Origin of the sequence: Streptomyces sp. CA-146814, assembly GCF_050942385.1 — a bacterium.
Classification (GTDB): domain Bacteria; phylum Actinomycetota; class Actinomycetes; order Streptomycetales; family Streptomycetaceae; genus Streptomyces.
In genome coordinates this window covers 3719273-3736977 of record NZ_CP192068.1, presented here as the reverse complement: position 1 = coordinate 3736977, position 17705 = coordinate 3719273, and the positions used below count along the sequence as shown (strand labels likewise).

At 67.3% G+C, this 17705-nt stretch carries 21 protein-coding genes and 1 pseudogene; 7 read left to right on the top strand and 15 right to left on the bottom strand.

Going from position 1 to position 17705, the window contains the following annotated elements; translation table 11 throughout:
• Positions 1–169 precede the first annotated feature (169 nt).
• Entirely contained in the window at positions 170–853 is a 684-nt protein-coding gene (locus tag ACQP09_RS16535; RefSeq protein ID WP_433400216.1) for a hypothetical protein, read from the bottom strand.
• A 472-nt stretch (positions 854–1325) separates the two neighbouring features.
• Between ACQP09_RS16535 and ACQP09_RS16530 the strand changes: the two genes are divergently transcribed.
• Positions 1326–2399, top strand: a complete 1074-nt coding sequence (locus tag ACQP09_RS16530) for a PucR family transcriptional regulator (RefSeq protein WP_433400213.1) — start codon at positions 1326–1328, stop codon at positions 2397–2399.
• A 29-nt stretch (positions 2400–2428) separates the two neighbouring features.
• On the opposite strand, the gene ACQP09_RS16525 is transcribed toward ACQP09_RS16530, so the two are convergent.
• The 7 genes from ACQP09_RS16525 to ACQP09_RS16495 all read right to left on the bottom strand — a co-directional run bounded on the left by ACQP09_RS16525 (position 2429) and on the right by ACQP09_RS16495 (position 7274).
• Complete coding sequence (locus ACQP09_RS16525; protein ID WP_026241823.1) at positions 2429–2884, bottom strand: tellurite resistance TerB family protein; 456 nt, start codon at positions 2882–2884, stop codon at positions 2429–2431.
• Between the two features lie 287 nt (positions 2885–3171).
• Positions 3172–4440: a cation:proton antiporter gene (locus ACQP09_RS16520; RefSeq protein ID WP_433400209.1), complete on the bottom strand. Its 1269-nt coding sequence runs from the start codon at positions 4438–4440 to the stop codon at positions 3172–3174.
• Between the two features lie 2 nt (positions 4441–4442).
• Entirely contained in the window at positions 4443–4913 is a 471-nt protein-coding gene (locus ACQP09_RS16515; protein ID WP_382067316.1) for a cation:proton antiporter regulatory subunit, read from the bottom strand.
• A 164-nt stretch (positions 4914–5077) separates the two neighbouring features.
• Positions 5078–5728, bottom strand: a complete 651-nt coding sequence (locus ACQP09_RS16510) for an ankyrin repeat domain-containing protein (protein ID WP_433400206.1) — start codon at positions 5726–5728, stop codon at positions 5078–5080.
• Positions 5728–6297, bottom strand: a complete 570-nt coding sequence (locus ACQP09_RS16505; RefSeq protein WP_433400204.1) for a hypothetical protein — start codon at positions 6295–6297, stop codon at positions 5728–5730. Before ACQP09_RS16505 ends, ACQP09_RS16510 begins: the two co-directional genes overlap by 1 nt.
• Positions 6298–6472: 175 nt before the next feature.
• Positions 6473–6805, bottom strand: coding sequence for a hypothetical protein (locus tag ACQP09_RS16500; protein WP_433400202.1), 333 nt, complete (start codon positions 6803–6805; stop codon positions 6473–6475).
• Between the two features lie 190 nt (positions 6806–6995).
• Positions 6996–7274, bottom strand: a complete 279-nt coding sequence (locus tag ACQP09_RS16495; RefSeq protein WP_433400199.1) for a hypothetical protein — start codon at positions 7272–7274, stop codon at positions 6996–6998.
• 4 nt (positions 7275–7278) lie between these two features.
• On the opposite strand from ACQP09_RS16495, the gene ACQP09_RS16490 reads away from it, so the two are divergent.
• On the top strand, positions 7279–7458 hold the full coding sequence (locus tag ACQP09_RS16490) for a DUF6199 family natural product biosynthesis protein (protein WP_433406624.1): 180 nt from the start codon (positions 7279–7281) through the stop codon (positions 7456–7458).
• A 40-nt stretch (positions 7459–7498) separates the two neighbouring features.
• Positions 7499–8269, top strand: coding sequence for a nucleotidyltransferase (locus ACQP09_RS16485; protein WP_433400196.1), 771 nt, complete (start codon positions 7499–7501; stop codon positions 8267–8269).
• A 123-nt stretch (positions 8270–8392) separates the two neighbouring features.
• Here ACQP09_RS16485 and ACQP09_RS16480 read toward each other — a convergent pair whose 3' ends face one another.
• The 4 genes from ACQP09_RS16480 to ACQP09_RS16465 form a co-directional block, all read right to left on the bottom strand.
• Positions 8393–9235 carry a DUF1932 domain-containing protein gene (locus tag ACQP09_RS16480; RefSeq protein WP_433400193.1) on the bottom strand — a complete coding sequence of 281 codons (843 nt, stop codon included), beginning with the start codon at positions 9233–9235 and terminating at the stop codon, positions 8393–8395.
• A 109-nt stretch (positions 9236–9344) separates the two neighbouring features.
• A complete protein-coding gene (locus tag ACQP09_RS16475) occupies positions 9345–10190 on the bottom strand; it encodes a hypothetical protein (RefSeq protein ID WP_433400190.1) in 846 nt (281 codons plus the stop codon).
• 26 nt (positions 10191–10216) lie between these two features.
• A complete protein-coding gene (locus tag ACQP09_RS16470) occupies positions 10217–10921 on the bottom strand; it encodes an aldo/keto reductase (RefSeq protein ID WP_433400187.1) in 705 nt (234 codons plus the stop codon).
• Positions 10918–11139, bottom strand: coding sequence for a hypothetical protein (locus ACQP09_RS16465; RefSeq protein WP_433400184.1), 222 nt, complete (start codon positions 11137–11139; stop codon positions 10918–10920). The genes ACQP09_RS16470 and ACQP09_RS16465 overlap by 4 nt, the downstream gene beginning before the upstream one ends.
• A 184-nt stretch (positions 11140–11323) precedes the next feature.
• Between ACQP09_RS16465 and ACQP09_RS16460 the strand changes: the two genes are divergently transcribed.
• The 3 genes and pseudogenes from ACQP09_RS16460 to ACQP09_RS16450 all read left to right on the top strand — a co-directional run.
• On the top strand, positions 11324–12058 hold the full coding sequence (locus ACQP09_RS16460; RefSeq protein ID WP_433406623.1) for a DUF6879 family protein: 735 nt from the start codon (positions 11324–11326) through the stop codon (positions 12056–12058).
• Positions 12059–12085: 27 nt separating this feature from the next.
• On the top strand, positions 12086–12928 hold the full coding sequence (locus ACQP09_RS16455) for a helix-turn-helix domain-containing protein (protein WP_433400181.1): 843 nt from the start codon (positions 12086–12088) through the stop codon (positions 12926–12928).
• Positions 12929–13057: 129 nt separating this feature from the next.
• A pseudogene (locus tag ACQP09_RS16450) lies at positions 13058–13372 on the top strand (NUDIX hydrolase); the annotation flags it as partial.
• A 183-nt stretch (positions 13373–13555) separates the two neighbouring features.
• Here the strand turns inward: ACQP09_RS16450 and ACQP09_RS16445 are convergent.
• The 3 genes from ACQP09_RS16445 to ACQP09_RS16435 all read right to left on the bottom strand — a co-directional run bounded on the left by ACQP09_RS16445 (position 13556) and on the right by ACQP09_RS16435 (position 16213).
• Entirely contained in the window at positions 13556–14005 is a 450-nt protein-coding gene (locus ACQP09_RS16445; protein WP_433400178.1) for a hypothetical protein, read from the bottom strand.
• Positions 14006–14015: 10 nt separating this feature from the next.
• Positions 14016–14669 carry a hypothetical protein gene (locus tag ACQP09_RS16440; protein WP_433400176.1) on the bottom strand — a complete coding sequence of 218 codons (654 nt, stop codon included), beginning with the start codon at positions 14667–14669 and terminating at the stop codon, positions 14016–14018.
• A gap of 1109 nt (positions 14670–15778) precedes the next feature.
• The gene (locus ACQP09_RS16435) at positions 15779–16213 is read right to left on the bottom strand and encodes a pentapeptide repeat-containing protein (RefSeq protein WP_433400173.1); all 435 of its coding nucleotides are present in this window, start codon (positions 16211–16213) and stop codon (positions 15779–15781) included.
• Between the two features lie 269 nt (positions 16214–16482).
• On the opposite strand from ACQP09_RS16435, the gene ACQP09_RS16430 reads away from it, so the two are divergent.
• Positions 16483–17565 (top strand): hypothetical protein, encoded by a 1083-nt coding sequence (locus ACQP09_RS16430; protein ID WP_433400170.1) that lies wholly within the window; start codon positions 16483–16485, stop codon positions 17563–17565.
• Positions 17566–17705: the final 140 nt, after the last annotated feature.

Here is a 17705-nt window from a genome sequence, read left to right as displayed (position 1 = left end):
GAACAAAGAAGACGAAGGAGAAGAAGGAAGGACGCGCGCCGTCAGCCCTGCGACCGCCCGAACCGGAGCAGACACCACACCCGCACCGCACACCCGCACCGCACCCAGCACCCGCACCGCAGATCGGCACCCGGCACCCGCACCGCACACCGGCACCCGCCGACCGGCGTCAGCCGCCCGTGACCTCCGGCAGCCCCGCCGCCCCGCCCGGTTTCGCCCGCGGGCCCGGGTCGAGGGCCGCGTCGTACGGCGACACCCAGAAGAACTCGCCCTCTTCGTCGTACGCGTAGAGGAGTCCCGTGCTGCCCGAGACGAGGCGCTCCTCGGCGTGCAGCTCGGCGAGGTGCGCGACGCGGGGGGCCTGGCGGACCTGGACGATGGCCGTCGAGCCGTCGGCCGCGGCGACCTCGGCCTGGCCGAAGGCGGCGCTGACGGAGCCGGTGCGGATGGTGCACACGCGCCCGACGAAGTCCCGGCGCGATGGCGGAGGTTCCGCCGGGAAGTACCGGCGGAAGAGGTGTGCGAGAAGGCGGACGGTGCCCCAGGCGAGGAACAGCGATCCGGCGAGTACGGCGACGGCGAGCACCGCGCGGGTGGCGCCGGTGGCCGGGAGCTGGTGGACCAGGACGGTGCCGGTCAGGCTGCCGAACCAGCCGATGACGACGAGCAGCGATACGGAGACGGTGACGGGTACGCCCCCGAAGCCGACCGCGCCGGAGTCGAGGTCCGCGTCGAAGGAGTGCTGGTCGGCGGCGCCGGCGAGCACGAGCAGCCAGAAGCAGACGACCACCACGAGCGCCGCGCCGAAGATGACGGCGGGGAAGCCGAGTGCCGCGTTCAGGAACTCGTCCATCGGTCCCGCCCCCTTTGCGATTCTGCGCGCCGGCCGGATGGCGGTGCGCGGTCTTCTGCCGGTACGGGAGAGTGGTGACAGCTCACCGGGTCGCGACGTTCACCACGTTCGGCACCCAGGGTTCGGTTCGGTTCGGTGGTCGGCGGCGGGGCCCGGCGCTACGGCACTACGAACCGTGCCGCAGCCACCGGGTCGTCCCCCCAGGCGCCCGCCGTCGAATCCCGAATCCCCGTGGATCCCCCGTGAACCGTTCCGGCGGGCCGCCTGCTTTTCCCCGTATCCCCCGTATCCCCGTCCCCCGTGTTCCCCGTGTGTTCCCCCGTTGTGTTGCTGACCTGATCCTGTCATCGGACCCCCACCCACCGCATTGCCGGATTCCGGCAATCTTTACGCTTTCCTGATGCCGGGCACCGGCACCGCCCGGTGTGCGTTGGGGAAATGACAGGACTGTTGCAAGGCTGAAGGAGTGTGCGTGGCAGAGCCAAGGATCCCTGAGGAAATGCTGGGAAATTATGCTCAGATTCTGGGTGAAGTCGCCACAACAGGACGCCGTCTGACGCGTAACGAACTGGAGATGCGCCGGGCGTTGGGCCGGGAAGCGGCCGACGCTGGCCATCAGCTCCGCGCGCTGGTGACGATGCATCTGGCCCAGACACGAGAGGCCTGGCCCAAGGCGGCTGCCGGAAACAGCCCTGCCGTGACGGACGCGGTGCTGGCCGCGGTGGAGCAGGCGGTGGACGCGTTCGCCGAAGGGTTCGAGCGCGCGCAGCGGCTGACGGTGCGTCGGGAGGAGGCGGCGCGCCGCGAGTTCATCGACGATCTGCTGTACGGCCGGAGCGACTTGGTGCATCTCGCGGAGCGCGCCACCCGCTTCGGCCTGCGGCTTTCGCGGGCGCACGCGGTCGCGGTGGCGACGGGCCCGGAGGCGTACACGGAGACGGACGCGGTGCCGCGGAGTGTGGAGGCGGCGCTGCTGACCCGGTTCAGCGGCCGCAAGATCCTGCTGACGACGAAGGACGGCCGGATCGTCTGCATCGCGCCCGGCAGCCAGCCCGACGTCCTGCGCCACTTCGCCAAGCAGTCGCACGCGGCGACGGACGGCGGCCAGGTCGCGATCGGCCGCCCGCACAAGGGCCCCGGCGGCGTGGTCCACAGTTACGACGAGGCACTGGAGGCGCTGGACCTGGCGGACCGGATGGGCATGGACGACCCCGTGCTCTACGCCTCGGACCTCCTGGTCTACCCGGTGCTGACCCGGGACCGGCAGGCGATGGCGGATCTCGTACGCAGCGAGCTGGGCCCGCTGCAGAAGGCGCGGGGCGGCGCGGAGCCGCTGCTGAAGACGCTGGCGGTCTACTTCGACGCGGGCTGCGTGGCGGCCGAGACGGCCCGCCGCCTGGCGCTGAGCGTACGGGCGCTGACGTACCGCCTGGAACGCATCCACCAGCTCACCGGCTCCGACCCGGCGGACCCGATGCACCGTTACAGCCTGCAGACGGCGGTGATCGGCGCGCGCCTGCTGGACTGGCCGGCCAAGGAGCTGTGAGCCCCCGGCCGGCCCGAAAGTTCGTATCCCTACAGGTCGAACTCGTGCGGCGGCAGGTCGAGGGCGAAGCACGCCTCGCGCACGACGGCCTGCTCGGTCTTGTCGAAGTCGCCGTCGGCGCCGCCGATGATGATGCCGATCTGGATGACGGCACGCGCCTCGGCGGGCTTCTTCTTCGCCTTGGCGATCTCCTGGAGCACGCTGACCTTGCCGAAGGCGAAGTCGGCGGTGAGCTTGTTGACGTAGTCGTTGAAACGCCGCTGCAGGTCGTCCGCGGGGAAGTTCTGCAGGACGTCGTTGCTCGCGATGAGCGCGGCGACACGCTGGCGCTCGGACGGGTCGATGGAGCCGTCGGCGGCGGCGACCAGAGCGCACATGGCCATGCTCGCGTCCCGGAACGCCCCCGACTTCAGGTCGTTCTTCTTCGCCTCCAGCTGCGTCTGCATAGACGAAGCGGATTCCTTGATCCGATCCCACAGGGCCATGACATCTCCATACGTTGCGGTGCAATGCCGGAACAAAAGAAAACTCTACAGACGTGTAGAAGCTAGCAGGGAGGGCGGCCCCCCGCCCCGGGTTCACGGGGTGGGCTCAACGCGCGAGGACGATTTCCGGACAGCACAGCACAGCGCACAGCACACCGGACAGCGCACCGCACCGCGCACCGCACAGCGCACAGGACACCGCACACCGCACCGGACAGCACAACGGCCGGTCCAGGCAGCCGTGGTGACGGCGGCCCGAACCGGCCGGAGCGGTTCGTACGGGTCGGTCAGTCGCCGCGCGCCTCGCCGGCGGGCTCCGGAGTGAGCTCGTCGTGGTCGCCGAGCCGGCGCTCGGGAGCGGCCTTCGGCGGCGCTTCCGCCACCGCGCCACCGGACTTCACGCCCCGCAGAGCCTGGATCTTCGCGGCGGCGGGCTCGGTCCAACGGGCGGTGAGCGGACCGGCGATGACGAGGATCAGGACGTACGCGGTGGCCAGCGGCCCGATGCGGGGCTCGGTGGCCACGGCGAGACCGGCGATGACGATGGAGAACTCCCCGCGCGCCACGAGCGTGCCGCCCGCCCGCCACCGCCCGCGCGGACCGATGCCGGCGCGGCGGGCCGCGTACCAGCCGGTGGCGATCTTGGTGAGGACCGTGACGACGGCCAGGATGGCGGCGGGCAGCAGCACCGGCGGGATGTCGGCCGGGTCGGTGGAGAGCCCGAAGAAGACGAAGAACACGGCGGCGAACAGGTCGCGCAGCGGCGTGAGCAGCTTACGAGCCCCTTCCGCGACCTCACCGGAGAGCGCGATGCCGACGAGGAACGCGCCGACGGCGGCGGAGACTTGGAGCTGCTGGGCGACACCGGCGACGAGCACGGTGAGGCCGAGGACGACCAGGAGCAGCATCTCCGGGTTGTCGGAGGAGACCGCGCGGCTGATGAGGCGGCCGTGGCGCAGGGCGAGGTATAGCACGAACCCGACGGTCCCGAGCGCGATGACGAGGGCGAGGCTGCCACCGGCCAGACTGACCCCGGCGAGCAGGGCGGTGAGCAGCGGCAGGTAGACCGCCATCGCCAGGTCCTCCATGACGAGGACGCCGAGGATGACGGGGGTCTCGCGGTTGCCGAGCCGCCCGAGGTCGGTCATCACCTTCGCGATCACGCCGGACGACGAGATCCAGGTGACCCCGGCGAGCGCGACGGCGCCGACGGGCCCCCAGCCGAGAATCAGGGCAGCCACTGCACCGGGCGTCGCATTGAGCACGAAGTCGACGGCCCCGGACGGATACTGCGTCTTGAGGCTGGTCACCAGCTCCGAGGCGCTGTACTCCAACCCCAGGAGGAGCAGCAGCAGGATGACGCCGATCTCGGCGCCGACCATGGTGAACTCTTCGCTGGCGTCCAGCGGGATGAGCCCGCCGTGGCCGAAAGCGAGCCCCGCGAGCAGGTACAGCGGGATCGGTGAGAGCCCTATCCGCCCGGCGACCCGCCCGATGAGCCCGAGCCCGAGGATGACGGCGCCCAGCTCCACCAGCAGTGCAGTCGTGTCGTGCACGGTCAGCCCTCCGCAATGATCTCGGAGAGCGCGTCGACGCCCTCACGCGTACCGACGGCGACGAGCGTGTCTCCGATGGCGAGTCGAAAGTCCGGCTCCGGCGAGGGGTGTGCGCTGTGCGTACGCAGCACCGCCACGATGGACGCCCCGGTCCGGGTCCGCGCCCGCGTCTCGCCCAACAGCCGCCCGCCGTAAGGGGATCGGGACCCGAGCGGAATGTGCTCGGTGACGAGGTCGATGCCTTCGGTCCGTACGGCGTCGATGGGCGCGGGGTCGATGAGGTGGGCCAGTGCGGTCGCTTCGGTGGTCGTCAGGGGCACGGACAACCGGCACGAATCAGGGTCGTCCTGTTCGTAGAACCCGATGAACCGCCGGCCGTCGTGGTGGACGACGACGGAGATGTGCTGCCCGGTCTCGGTGGTGAAGTCGTACTGAGCACCCACACCGGGCAAGGACGTGCGACGGGTTCCCATGACTGCCTCCCGAGACGTGCGTCGTGTCCCGGCGCACCTGGTGATCTCTTTATCCGGCCCATACCTTATCGGCAGGCTGGAAACCGTCCACCGTACGCAAACGGGCGCCTGGACGTTCGTTCGACGACTCTCCAAGGCTCCCGGCAGGGGACGGGGAACGGGGCTCAGCCCACGACCCCGGCAGCACGCAGAGCGGCGAAGACGAGCACGTACGCCTCCTGCTTCTCCTGCCGCCGCTGCTCGTCCTGCACGGCCTTCGCGAACCGCTCGGCGCCCGCGCGGGCCTCACTCACCGCCTTCACGGTCGGCGTCGCGCCCCGGGCGAGGAAGTGGTGCACCATGCGTACGTTCCCGAAGGCGGCGGCCCACTCCAGGGAGGTCCGCCCCTTCTTCACCTCGCCGATGTCCGCTCCACGCCGCAGGAGCAGATCCACCATCTGCGGATGCCCGTGCTCGGTGGAGGTCGCCGCCAGCACCAGCGGCGGAGAGTTCAGCCGGCCCTGCGCGCCGGTGGTGGCTCCGGCATCGAGCAGGAGCTCCGCCACGGCGACGTACCCGTACATCGCCGCCAGACCCAGCGGCGTCACCTCGCCGTACGCGCCCGCCCTCTGCCGCGGGTCCGCACCGGCCTCAAGGAGCACCCGGACCGCGTCCACGTGCCCCGCATGCACCGCGAGGTCCAGCGCGGAACGCCCGTCTCCACCGAGACCGTCCACCTCGGTACCGTCGCTCAACAACCGCGCCACCGCAGCAACGTCCCCGTCACCGGCGGCGCGCGCGAGCCGATCCGCCAGCTCGCCCTGCCGCGACGGCATCAGTACTTTCCGTCGACCGGAATCCAGCCGGACCACGACTCGGGCTGGTAGAACTTCCCGGTGTCACCGTCGTAACGCAGCACCCGCAGGCGTACGTTCCCGGTCTCGCGGTAGTCCTTGTCGCAGGTGGCCCACGTGTTCACGCCGAGCTTGTTGACGCAGACCTCGGCTGCTCGCCCGTAGTCGGTGTAGACGCCGACGGCGGAGGACATACCGTCCTTCCGGGTGTCGCCGGACCAGACGATGTCACCGTTGTGCTGGAAGCACCCCTTGACGCCGTAGGCGGCGGTGGACCCGAGGCAGGTGTTGGCGGCGGGGGCGGCCTTGGCGGCCACTGAGAAGGCACCGGTCTTGCCGGGCTCGGCCTCGGCTTCGGGCTCCAGAGAGGGAATATCGACCCCGTCCGCCGGGGCGGAACCTTCCACGATCCTGACGCCCGCGGGTATCCCCACCTCCTGGAGACCTCCCGCCGACTCCTCGGCCACGGCAGGCACCACGGTGAGAGCCGAGAACGCGAGTGCTGACACACCCGCGAGAACACTCAGCTTTATGCGCCAGTTTTCACGCATTTTTCACTACCCCCGCACCTGACTCCTGCTGAGAAGTCATCCATGGCCGAATGTGAACAGGATGTGAGGCTAAGGGATCGCCGAGCGCGGGGAAAGTTACGTCCGGCCGGAACGCAGAGGAGGGGCAGGCACCGGTCCGGTGCCTGCCCCTCCTCTGCGTGTGTTTCGAGACGACCTACCGAGCGTCGGGCGCTCCGGCGGCCGGCTCCCCGTCGCTGCTCCGGGAGAACGAGAGGTCGAGAGCGCACTCGGCCGGAATCTCCCCGACAGCCACCGCACACTTCGAGTCCCCGGTCGCACTCTGCCCGTCCACGGTGGGCCCGCCCACCTGCCGCTCACCGGTCTCGACACGACCGGCCATGCCCTCCACCGGAGCGGACTTCACCGAGGCCGGGGTGGTGGCGGGCCGGGAGGTCTCCGCGGCGCCGGACGGAGACGAGCAGGCGGCCGCGCCGGTCGCGGCGAGTAAGGCGAGTGCGGCCGAGGCCGCGACCGTACGAAAGCGCATGAGGATCCCCCTACACCCGGACGCTCAGCCGTCCGAATTATCAGTGGATCTACGGTGCCATGTCACGCGATCCAGAAGGCGCGGAAACTGTGAAGAACCGGAGCTGGTGCGCGCCGTACCGACCATGCCAACTCCGGTCATTCCGGCGGCGGGTGAGCCAATGAGATGGCACTCCATCTCGCGACCGCCTTCACACGTCCTGGGCGACCTGGCGGGTAAGGCCCTCTGCCTTCCGCACCAGCGCATGCACCCGCACCCGCACCCGCACCCCGCCCACCTCGCCGGAGGATCCGATCTCGGGCTCCATCGCAAGCGGACTGGACTCTTCCGTGGAGCCGAGGGCACATGGAACGGCACGAACCGAGCCGGTGGGCCCGGCACCAGAAGCGTGTGTCCTTTTCAGCACCTGCGGCGTCGCCCGCATGATCGAGAGGTCGGCAATGATGGTAGCGATCCTGTGCTTTTTCATCGTGATGGCGCTCGTCCAGGTCGTGAAACCGCAGTTGCTCTGGAAGATCAACCGTCCGCTGCAGAAGCCGTTCGTGAAGGACTACGACGCGACCGAACCCACGCACGCCGGATACATGATGAGCCGTGCCGTAGGGGCGGTGGTCCTCGTGGCTTCGGTGACCATGCTGATCAACACCCTCTGAAATCACGGCCTTTCCTTACCATGCGACACAGGCTGTCCCTATGACGGATGAATCCACGGGCCGGCTCCTCGACCACTTCGTCAGCCTCGTCCGGCCGGTGTTACCTCTGGTTTCGGTGTGGGCGCACGGGTCACTCGCCGGAGGCGACTACCAGCCGGGCCGCAGCGACCTCGACCTGATCGCCGTCATCGACCGACCATGCACACCACTGGAGGAACAACAGCTCGCGGAAGTGCACGAGAGCCTGGGGAGTGCCGGCCCCCTCGCGTCGAAGCTGCATTGCAGCTACCCCGCAATCACGGAGCTGGATGATCCAGCACGCTCGCACCTCACCTGGGCCCACGAGGAACTCATGCACCGGGCAGTTACACCGGTCACCAGGCGTGAACTGCACGACTTCGGGCTCACGTTGTACGGCCAACCGCCGGCAGCCCTCCTGCCACCGGTAACCGACGCACAAGTCGCGGACTTCATCCTCAGCGACCTGGCAACCTTCTGGCGACCGTCCCTCGACCACCCCGAGTACTGGACCCGCGACATCTGGGTCGACCTCGGCCTGCTGACCCTGGCCAGAGCAACGGTGACGTTGCAGGACGGCAGACTGATCACCAAGGCCGAGGCTCTCGACGTCCTCACCGAAATGGGAGCTCCGCAGGAGGTCGTGGACGACATCAGGCAACGCCGCTACGGGGACCAAAGTCGAGCCACGGAGCAATGGACCGCCCGCCGAGCCGAGCTCACACTCACCTTTCTCAAGCCCGCGATCGAGCGGATCACGACAGTCCCTCCCCTCAAAAACGGGGAAGCATAGACCGGCAAGCGAGCGTCCGACGGCATCGGCGAGCGGTCGGACTGGTCACCATCCACGTCCGCACCGGTCAGAGATCGTTTACCGGACAGGTCTTAGATGCCGCGAGCCCTCCATGGGAACGCTTCAACTGTCGCCTTTCGCCCGGAGCTGGGAGAGGACATGAAGGACCGTGAGGTCGTCCTGGTCCTTGTCCTGCTCCCAGTGAGCGAGCACCCGAGCCGTGGCCTCGGCCATGTCCGTCGGCAGGTCAGCCGCGCGGAGAGTGTCGGCGATCTCTTCCATCTCGGGTGCCCAGCGCCAGGCTCGGGCTGCGACACTCGGCAGGTACTCCGGATCGGAGAGGATCGCGGAGATCATGACCTCGGCTTCGGCTGTGAGCTGATCGCCGACTCCATGGGCGTCGGCGAGCGCGTGAGCGACGCCGGCGAGGGTGCGGGCGGCCTTCTGGTAGCTGGAGAAGGCCATCTTCAGAGCGGAAGCGGAACCGGGTGTGTCCCCGACGCGGCACACGTGTAGCGCAGAGTCCGTGAACAGCGACGCCACCAGCTCGACGGCAGAGTCGGCCCCTGCGAGATAGAGCCGTGTGGCACGCCCCTTGCCTGGCGGCTGACCGAACACGGCACCGTCGACGACTGCGGAGCCGGGCCGGATCTCCTCGGCGATGCGCCGTACGCGTTGAGGGCTGATGGCGTTGACATCGGCGTACACCCCCGCGAAGCCGTGCGCGGCCACCGCCGCCGCGACGTCCTCCGCCGCCTGTGGTGGGCAGACCGAGAGAACGACCTCACTTCGGGACAGCGCCTCCGCGAGCGAGTCGTACGCCGTGGCACCGGCTTCCCTCCCCCGAAGCAATGTGTTCTCACTGCGGCCCCTCGTCACCGTCAGCGCCTCATGGCCACCGGCGACGAGCGCGGCGGTGATCGCCGCGCCCATAGTTCCAGGATGGAGGACGGTCACGGTGATCACTGGCTGCCTCCGGCGGTGTGCGGTGGTGGACGTCGTTTCCGGCGCCCCTGCAGGTGAACGTGGAGACTGGAGGAACCACAGCGATCGACGGATGGAGCCACATCACTCGTCATCCGCGCCCTACCTCCTCGGCCCGCTGCCGCAACGCGGGTACGAGTTCCAGATTGTCCCCCCGCTCGGCACTCTGCAGGAGTTCGGTGATGACGACCAGCTCCGCGAAGCGCCCGGCGTCGCTCGACAGGACGGCGGACAGCTCCGTCCGTACGCGCTCCGAAACCTCCGGTACCGCGAGGCTGTACGCGTGCAGCAGTGCGGCGTCGTAACCGGCCGGCGCCACGCCCCACCCTTCCCAGTCCAGGATGCTGAGGCCCGGCCCGGTGAGGTTCGCCCAGTGCAGGTCGCCGTGCGCGGTGGACCAAGCGGGCGGCACCGTGTGCACCGGTTCACCGAGGAAGGCGAGGTACTTCGGCATAGCCCGGTCCAGATACGCCTGGCGTACGGCCGTGCGCTCGGTACGTACGGTGGAGAGACGGCCGAGAGCCGTACGCAGACCGCTCCACCAGGTCGCCGTCAGCCGGGGCACCTCGCTGAGCACCGGGCCGGCCGAGACAGCGCCGTCGCCAACCAACTCGTAGAGCTCCGCCCGGTAGGCGTCTTCGCCTTCCGCCCACTCCCGTACGAGATCGAGACGAGGACGCGGCACCTGCCGGCCCACCAGCCACTCGGCCTCCTCCGGCCCGGTCCACAGCTTGCCACCCGCCTTCTCCACCGGACTGTGGACGACCCGCAGCCAACCGCGCCCGTACGGACCGATGACGGGACCACCGAGAGTGCGCCCCCGCCACCCCCACGCTTCACGCGTGCCGCCGGAGGCGGCCTCAAGCGCAGCACACGCTTTGACGAAGGCCGCCCGCATCCGGTCGACGGTGACCGGGTCGTCAGGCTCCGAGAACATGGATGACCTCTCTACGCAAACCACCTTCACTCCCACCCGCCGAGCATGACCGCACGCACGATGTTCGCGAGGTGGCTCGGGTTGCCCGTTCCGGGGATGGGAGCGACGTGCGGTCCGAGGCCGAGCAGCCAGGAGAGCGGGGTGTAGACGTCCCCCTCGTGGGTGGCGCTTCCGGCGGCGAGCGGTCGGTAGGGAACGTATGGGACACCGTGGTCGCGGCAGAGTTCCTGCACCGGGTCGTGGCGGTCGTGGATGTTGAGCACGTTCTGCACGGCCGCGAGGCCGATCTCCCCGTGCCAGCGGTGGAAGTCCTCGGCGGTGATCTTCGACAGCCCGATGTGCCCGACTTTCCCCTCCTCCCTGAGAGCTTCGAGCGTGCCGATCTGGTCTTCTACGGGCACCTCCCAGTCGATGCGGTGCAGGTAGCACAGCTCCAGCCGCTCGACGCCCAGCCGGCGGAGGCTCCCTTCGACGGAGGCGCGGAGGTAGGCGGGGTGGCCGAAGGGCGTCCAGACGTCGGGCGCGGGCCGCACCAGGCCGACCTTCGTGGCGATCAACAACTCGTCTGGGTAAGGGTGCAGAGCCTGGTGGACGGCTTCCCGGAGTAGACCGACGGCCTGAGCGCGATCCTCCGGACCGCCCCAGCCGCCGGGCCCGGCCAAGCGCAGAGTGCCGAGACCGAGGCGGGAGACGGTCTTCCCGGCGATGTCGATCGTTCCGCCCGGCTTCACAGCGTTCCCCTCGATGCGCGTCCGTGGTGGCTCAGGTTGTGATGGCGTCCGATTTCCACGTTGGTGTCCGTGACCTTCGACCAGTCCCCGATCGCGGTTGCCTCGGTCCGTTGCCTGGCCAGCGCGTCGCACACGTCGCAGTCCCGGAAGGGCTCTGGCGGTAGCGGAGGGTCCACCACATACACCGGTGGAGCCATCGTCGTCTTTGCATCGTCCATGGTCAGCCACGCTAGAAACCGGACGGGAGAGACTAGGTGTCATGTTCTCGAATGTTCTCGCACATTGGTGGAGTGTTCCTGAGTGTTCTCCTGTGATGTCGAGAATCTGCACTGAGAGAGGGGGTCTCCGGTCATGCTGCTTACCGACAGCAGCATGCGGCTCGGGGAAAGGGACGTGGGGACGATGGCTCGGAACCTTCGCTTCAACGGAACAGGGTCAGGCGGGGGCGGATGCCCCTCCGTGCACGAGGACTTGGACAGTGGCGAGGTGGTCGTTCACGGCCCACCGCTCACCGATCCTGAAGACATCGCCCAGCTCCAGCATCTGAACGAGGGCGAGGTGCCCATCGTGGTGCCGCGTGATCTGCTGGTGGACTTCGCGCCCAAGAGGCGGACCCCTCGCATCGTCGACCTGGACGCATTCGGGAAGCTGTTCGCTACGTTCGAGCACACTGCCTGGCGACTGGAGACGCGCCGCAGGTTCGCGTCCGACGAGGCCACCGACACCTACGCTCAGTTTCTGGCGGGGCACCCCGTCGAGTGGGATTACGAGGACGACTGGTGCCGGAACGTCAGGGCGCAAACCGCCCTGGGAAAGCGGTTCGAGCGGGTAAGGGTCGTCGACAGCCCACCGACGCCTGGGCAGCTGTACCTCCTCGACAACGCGCGTCGCAACTGCGCTGTCGGCGAGGACATCCGAAACCTGTGGCGCACTGATGCCGAGCGGCTGCGGCTTCCCTCCGAAGACTTCTGGATCTTCGACTCTCGACTCGTAGCCCTTCTCAACTTCGATGCGGATGACCGGCTTGTCGACGTGGAGCTGATCACCGAGCCGGCCGCAGTGAACCGGTACGCACAAGCGCGGGATGCGGCCTGGCACTTCGCAATCCGATACGACGCCTTCGCGGCGAACCTCTGACCCTGCTGAACAGTTAGCGTGTGACCGGTGAGCACAGACTTTCAAAAGGCGCGGGACGCCCTCGGAGCGCGACTCCGGGAGCTTCGCACGGCGGGTCCCGCAGGGCGGCTCACCGGTCCACAACTGGCCGAACGACTCGGCTGGCCCCACTCCAAGATCTACAAACTGGAGAACGGCCAGCAGACCGCAACCGCTGCCGATCTCCAGGCATGGGCGGAAGCCACGGGCCAACCGGACGCCACACCTGAACTGCACTCGCGGCTCAGCGGGCTTGAGTCGCACGTACGCTCCTGGCGGCGACAGCTCGCGGCAGGACACCGCCCGGTGCAGGACGCGATCACCGTGGAGCACGCCCGGACGGCCACCTTGTGCATCTGGGAGAACAGCCTCATACCGGGGATGGTGCAGACTCCGGACTACGCTCGTGCGGTATTCACCCGGCACGCCCAGCTGATGCGCTCCCCGAAGGACACTGAGGAGGCCGTACGGGCCAGAGTGCGGCGCCAAGAAGCGCTGTACGACTCCCGCAAGCGGCACCGGATCCTCATGTGGGAAGGGGCGCTGCGGGCCCTTGTGTGTTCGCCAGCAGTGCTGACCGCTCAACTCGATCGGCTCGCCAGCCTGACCGGCCTGGACACCGTGGAGCTGGGCATCGTGCCCTTCGCCGCACCGTTGAAGATCCACCCGGCGAACGGATTCTGGATCTACGACGACCGACTGGTCATCGCTGAGGACTGGCACGCCGAACTCTGGATCGATGACACGGACAGCATCGCGGTCTACCAGCGCACGTGGAATCTGCTGCGTGAATCAGCAGTCTTCGGTACTGAGGCCCAGCGAGTCATTGCGCAGGCACAGAACAGGAGTTAGCCCATACCTGGCGGTGGTGGTCGCCGCAGATGGAGGTGTCCTGGGCCTAGGTCGTCGCAAGATCAATCGGTAGGTGAGGACGGCCGACTCCTGGCGATCTTTAGGACAGGAGGACGTGAGAGCCGCCGACTGGTAGGCCGGAGCTGGCCCCGGGAGCAGGGGGCGTGCCGGGAGCTCTGGGAAGAGACCGGTATCCACGTCGAGGTCGACCAGGTCACGGGCGTCTACAAGAACACCAGCCGCGGTGTCGGCGCCATGGTTTTCCGGTGCAAGCCTTGCGGGGGCACGGAGCGTACGTCCGACGAGTCGACCGCAGTCGAGTGGCTCACCCCGGAACAGATCGCCGAGCGTATGTCCGAGGTCTACGCGATCCGCCTGCTGGACGCCCTCGCTGAGGCAGGCCCACACGTCCGGAGCCACGACGGCAAGCACCTGCTCCCAGCACGGCAGAACTTTCCCTACTTCATCCAGGCGGCTCGCTCCGCTCGCCGCGCGCTCCCCGGCTACGCCGGTCGCGCGAACGGCCCCCTGATCATGCTCGGCCTCAAACCGGGCAGGACACTGGCCAAACCCGCTCCACCGACCTCGACCTTCGTGACCCGATGAGTCCCTGACACCCCGAGAGAGCTAGCGCTTCAACAGTGCAAGGGTCACAGGAGGGCATCCCAGACGAGCAGTGAGATCAGATACAGCGACTCGCAGATACGGATGGACTGCGAGTTGTGCTGAGGTTTGACCAAACGCGACAAGGTTGTCCTCTGTCACGTCTCCGCCCGGCTCGCCGTCGGCCGGGAATTCGAAAAGAGCACCCAAGTGAACCTGCAGCTTAACTGCATCTTTCCCCTGGTCGCCTTTTAGTACAATCTCGTGCTCAAAGTGGTAGGTAAGGTTACCCTTTTCTCTGCCTATGCCCATCGTAGTCTCCAGCGATTTGATCTGCTGAAGCTCGCCCGATGCCTCGATGTCCAGGACTTCGGCGTGCAGGAGGAAGGCTCGCACATCAATCAGTTGAGCATGGGCGATGACGGGGCCAGCCTGCAGGTTTAGCTCAGCAGACTTCCTGATTGTGAAGGCCACCGACACACCCCTAATGGCTTTGCGTAGTAGATAGCGGCCCGCTTCTCACAACTTGGGAGCCCCGATTCCAAGAGTTGACCCATGCTTCCGTCACTCGACCTGAACGAGTGTGAAGTTCTGACTGTAGGCCAGCGGGAGCGGTGATCTCATAGAATTCGAGGCCGACGTGCTGCTCGCGCGATAGATTCGCCCAACGTAGCAGCCAGTTATCGACGATCGCCATTTCTTCGCGCGATAGGCCAAACTCCGGATCCGCGACCTCGGGAACGTTGTGGCGAAGCCACTCATTGACGGCAGCCCATTCCCAGATCTTTTTGCCATTGGGAGAACCGATAGGCGTGGGGAACGACTGGCCCTTTCGGCGCTCACCCTGAACTAGCTGGCGAATGCTTTCGCGACTGCGATCTATTCGGCGGGCAATCTCCGCTGCATCGACCAAATCGCGGTCAACGCGAGTTACCATCACGTTTAGATGCTTTTCGATCTCAAAGGCGGCGCACTTCGCAGCCATGGCGCCATTTAGATGGCCTTCCATGTAAACAGTCAGAAGGAGCCGCCCGAAGGACTCTGCCAGCAAGCCGTCAAAGTGGTCGTAAAAGGTAGACTCTATGGACGTCATGTCGCTCGGCAGTGGTGCTTCAAACTTCAGGACATAGGTCTTCATCGTCGATCCCCCAGCCAGCTCCGCGATGTAACCTGTTGACACTCGTCAACAGTACGGTACCCAATGGGTGCCGCGTCAAGCGCTTGTCACTCTGACGGGCGCTTCACGCTGCGGGGATCACCGTCCGGCAGAGGGCATGTCCTGGCCTCACGCGCGAGGTCGCGAGCATGTCGCTCAGCCACCCGAGGCGTGCCATCGACGGAGATGCGGTGACACCCAACCGAGCATGTCAGGAGGCCCCAGTGCCCACCCGCGTGCAGCATCCACTCCCCTGACGCCATGATCTTTTTCAGGGCCTCGCGGACGGCTTTGTCCTTGTGGTTGCGAGGATGTAGCTCTTCCCTCACCCATCCCCCCTGATGGTGAATCCAGCCCGATACCGACCAAGTGCGCCAGTCGGAAGATTACACCGCGTCAGGTACGCATATACATCCATCGGCACAGAGAGATCATGAGCCGGGCAGATGAGTTACCAATGAGGTGAAATGCCTTATTCTCGCAGCTTCAAGATCCATATCGGCTGTTGGGCTTCGCCAAGCAAGACGCTCCCTCCCTCTGGTTCGGTGCCCCGCTGAGGGGGTCACGTCGGGGACATATGCAGCTTGCAGCGGCTGTCGACGTGTCAGATGCCTGCCAGGTCGGACGGTAAGCCGCAGTCGACATTGCGTCCTATAGAAGGGGATGCAGGGGCTGCTAGGGGCTGTTGGGGCTGGTCAGTGCCACCTTCGATAGGCGTGAGGCTAGTGATTCCCAGGCTCAAGGCTCGAGGGCTGTAGGTGCCCTGGGTTCGACCGGGAGCGATGGTCGGGTCGTCTCCTAGTGACTAGGTCTGCGCTCAGCGGGGTGAGTGACCCGCAGGGACGACCTCCAGCGCAGCAGTTCCTCGGCCATCTGCTCCGTGACGCCGACCGCCGGTTCTGTGGAGCCAGCAGTGTCGTTGACGTGGGGGAGTTGGCCAGGCCAGGTCGAACTGGGCTGCCAGCGTTGTCAGCCAGGGGCCGAGGGTCTCGCTCTGGGCGGAGAGGGGGCCTTCGGTGAGGAGGGAGGTACTTTCCCTGTAGTCGGGTGGGCAGTGGGGGCGGCTTCTCAACAATGGCCACGTGTCCGGGCTACTCGCTCCATACCGGGCCCGGCGGCCAGCCGACCACCGCGTCGGCCTGGACGTTGCGTAGGGATGTGCCCTCGAAGCGGGCTCCTGTGATGTCTGTGGGGCCCAGGCGGGGGATGCCTGTGTTGACGCTGCTCAGTCTGGCGCCCGTCAGGTCCGTGTCGCGGAGGTCGGCGTCCCGGAGGTTGCAGCCGGCCAGGACCGCGCCGCGTAGGGAGGCTCCTCGGAGGTCTGCGCCGGTGAAGTCGCAGAACTTGAACCAGCAGCCTTCCAGGGTTGCGTAGCGGAGGTCCGCTCCGGCGAACGAGCAGCGGGCGAAGCGGAGTTGGTTGGTTCGGGTGGATGCGAGGTTCTGGGCGGTGAAGTCCTCGCCGCTGACGGCCGCATAGCGGTGGAGCTCTGAGAGGCGTTGGCGGGCGGTCAGTGGCGTGGTCATGGAGAGCAGCGTCTCAGCCGGGGTGTTGGGCGGCGTCGAGATTTCGTCAAATTGACCGTTCAACAGACAGGCCTGGGTGGGGTGATCTTGTGCCCCTGTGGGGGGACTTGAGGCTGTCTCGGGGCGGTTTGGGCGCCAGCCTGCCCCTGCCTGCTGTACGGTGATCGTGTCATCACGCTCTGTGCGTACGCATGGGGCGGCCCCCGGTGGTGTTACAGCACCTAGCCGAGGGCCTTCACCCAACTAGTGGAAGCAAGAGGTCCACCGGGATGCTTTGGCATGCTATCGCGCCCGTCCGGCGCTACACGAAGGTCTCTCATGACGTCATGCGTCATCCGCGTCTGAACAGTGACGCGAAGGTCTTGATCGCTTACGTTCAGGGGTTGCCCGATGGGCAAGTCGACCGTGCTCTGTCCGAGCATGCTCGCGAGGTGGGCATCAAGGGGCGGCGGTATCAGACGGCCAAGGAGCAGTTGGTCGTGAACGGGTTCGTGCATGAGCGGAAGGTGCCTGGCGCGCGGGGGTTGTGGGCTACCCATCAGCTCTTCTCCAACGTGCCGTTGAGTGATGCCGATGCTCGTGCACTCTGGCGCGAGGTCGGTGTGGGAGTTGATACGGCTCCGAGTGCGCAGTCTCCGGCCGTCGGTTCGCCGGGGGCTCGGAGCGTCGGTCATCAACTACCGGTAGACGAAGAACTGGGGGAGAACTCTTTCCACCCACCCACCCAAGCGGCTGACAATGAAGTTGAGTTGGCGGCCCTTTCGGGTGAAGAGGCGCAGGTGGAGCGGGTGTTGTTGTCTCTTCGAGAGTGTCGGCGGGATCTGCGGCTCGGTGTTGCCGAGGCGCGTTCGCTGGTGGCGCTGGCTGTGGAGTGGTTGCGGCGTGGGGTGTCCGGTGCGGAGCTTCGGCAGGTGCTGAGCAGTGGGCTGCCGCCGGGTCGGGTGCGGTCGGCTGTCGGGTTCCTGCGGCATCGGCTCGTACAGAAGATGCCCGAAGCCCCCGAGCCCGAGCCCGCACCGGAGTCCGCTCCCGTACCTGAGCCTGACCCCGTCCCCGAGCCTGCACCGAAGCCGCCTCCCGTCGTCGCTCCGCTCGTCACCTGTCAGGGGCCCGGGAACGAGCATGTCTTCCGGTCCTACGGCGGGGCCACCGAGTGCGCCGACTGTCAGCAGGCCGCCGCCTGGGCGCGGTGGGCCGAGCGGCGGGCCGCCGATCTGGGGATCGATCTCGCCGAGGACGCTGCGGCTGCCGTGGAGGCCGGGCGGGATCCGGACGGGTGGCGGGGGAGGCTCGCCGCTGCCGCCGCCGGTACCGGCACTGCCTCCGAGACCGGGGTTACCGACGGGACGTAGGCCGTGCGGGCCCTGGTTCGCAGAGTTGGCCGATTTCCGTAACGTCCTTCATGAACGCGGCCGTGCCCGGCGATGTTTGTCGTTCGCCGGGCACGGGCACAGGCGCAGGCCCAAGTAAGGAGCGCTGATGTGGGTGCGCT

What these genes read in the sequence shown, in the direction of transcription:
- ACQP09_RS16535 (WP_433400216.1), bottom strand. Translation starts at nt 853, where the DNA reads ATGGACGAGTTCCTGAACGCGGCACTCGGCTTCCCCGCCGTCATCTTC.
- ACQP09_RS16525 (WP_026241823.1), bottom strand. Translation starts at nt 2,884, where the DNA reads ATGGCCCTGTGGGATCGGATCAAGGAATCCGCTTCGTCTATGCAGACG.
- ACQP09_RS16515 (WP_382067316.1), bottom strand. Translation starts at nt 4,913, where the DNA reads ATGGGAACCCGTCGCACGTCCTTGCCCGGTGTGGGTGCTCAGTACGAC.
- ACQP09_RS16510 (WP_433400206.1), bottom strand. Translation starts at nt 5,728, where the DNA reads ATGCCGTCGCGGCAGGGCGAGCTGGCGGATCGGCTCGCGCGCGCCGCC.
- ACQP09_RS16505 (WP_433400204.1), bottom strand. Translation starts at nt 6,297, where the DNA reads ATGCGTGAAAACTGGCGCATAAAGCTGAGTGTTCTCGCGGGTGTGTCA.
- ACQP09_RS16500 (WP_433400202.1), bottom strand. Translation starts at nt 6,805, where the DNA reads ATGCGCTTTCGTACGGTCGCGGCCTCGGCCGCACTCGCCTTACTCGCC.
- ACQP09_RS16495 (WP_433400199.1), bottom strand. Translation starts at nt 7,274, where the DNA reads ATGAAAAAGCACAGGATCGCTACCATCATTGCCGACCTCTCGATCATG.
- ACQP09_RS16490 (WP_433406624.1), top strand. Translation starts at nt 7,279, where the DNA reads ATGGCGCTCGTCCAGGTCGTGAAACCGCAGTTGCTCTGGAAGATCAAC.
- ACQP09_RS16485 (WP_433400196.1), top strand. Translation starts at nt 7,499, where the DNA reads ATGACGGATGAATCCACGGGCCGGCTCCTCGACCACTTCGTCAGCCTC.
- ACQP09_RS16475 (WP_433400190.1), bottom strand. Translation starts at nt 10,190, where the DNA reads ATGTTCTCGGAGCCTGACGACCCGGTCACCGTCGACCGGATGCGGGCG.
- ACQP09_RS16465 (WP_433400184.1), bottom strand. Translation starts at nt 11,139, where the DNA reads ATGGACGATGCAAAGACGACGATGGCTCCACCGGTGTATGTGGTGGAC.
- ACQP09_RS16460 (WP_433406623.1), top strand. Translation starts at nt 11,324, where the DNA reads ATGGCTCGGAACCTTCGCTTCAACGGAACAGGGTCAGGCGGGGGCGGA.
- ACQP09_RS16440 (WP_433400176.1), bottom strand. Translation starts at nt 14,669, where the DNA reads ATGAAGACCTATGTCCTGAAGTTTGAAGCACCACTGCCGAGCGACATG.
- ACQP09_RS16435 (WP_433400173.1), bottom strand. Translation starts at nt 16,213, where the DNA reads ATGACCACGCCACTGACCGCCCGCCAACGCCTCTCAGAGCTCCACCGC.
- ACQP09_RS16430 (WP_433400170.1), top strand. Translation starts at nt 16,483, where the DNA reads ATGCTTTGGCATGCTATCGCGCCCGTCCGGCGCTACACGAAGGTCTCT.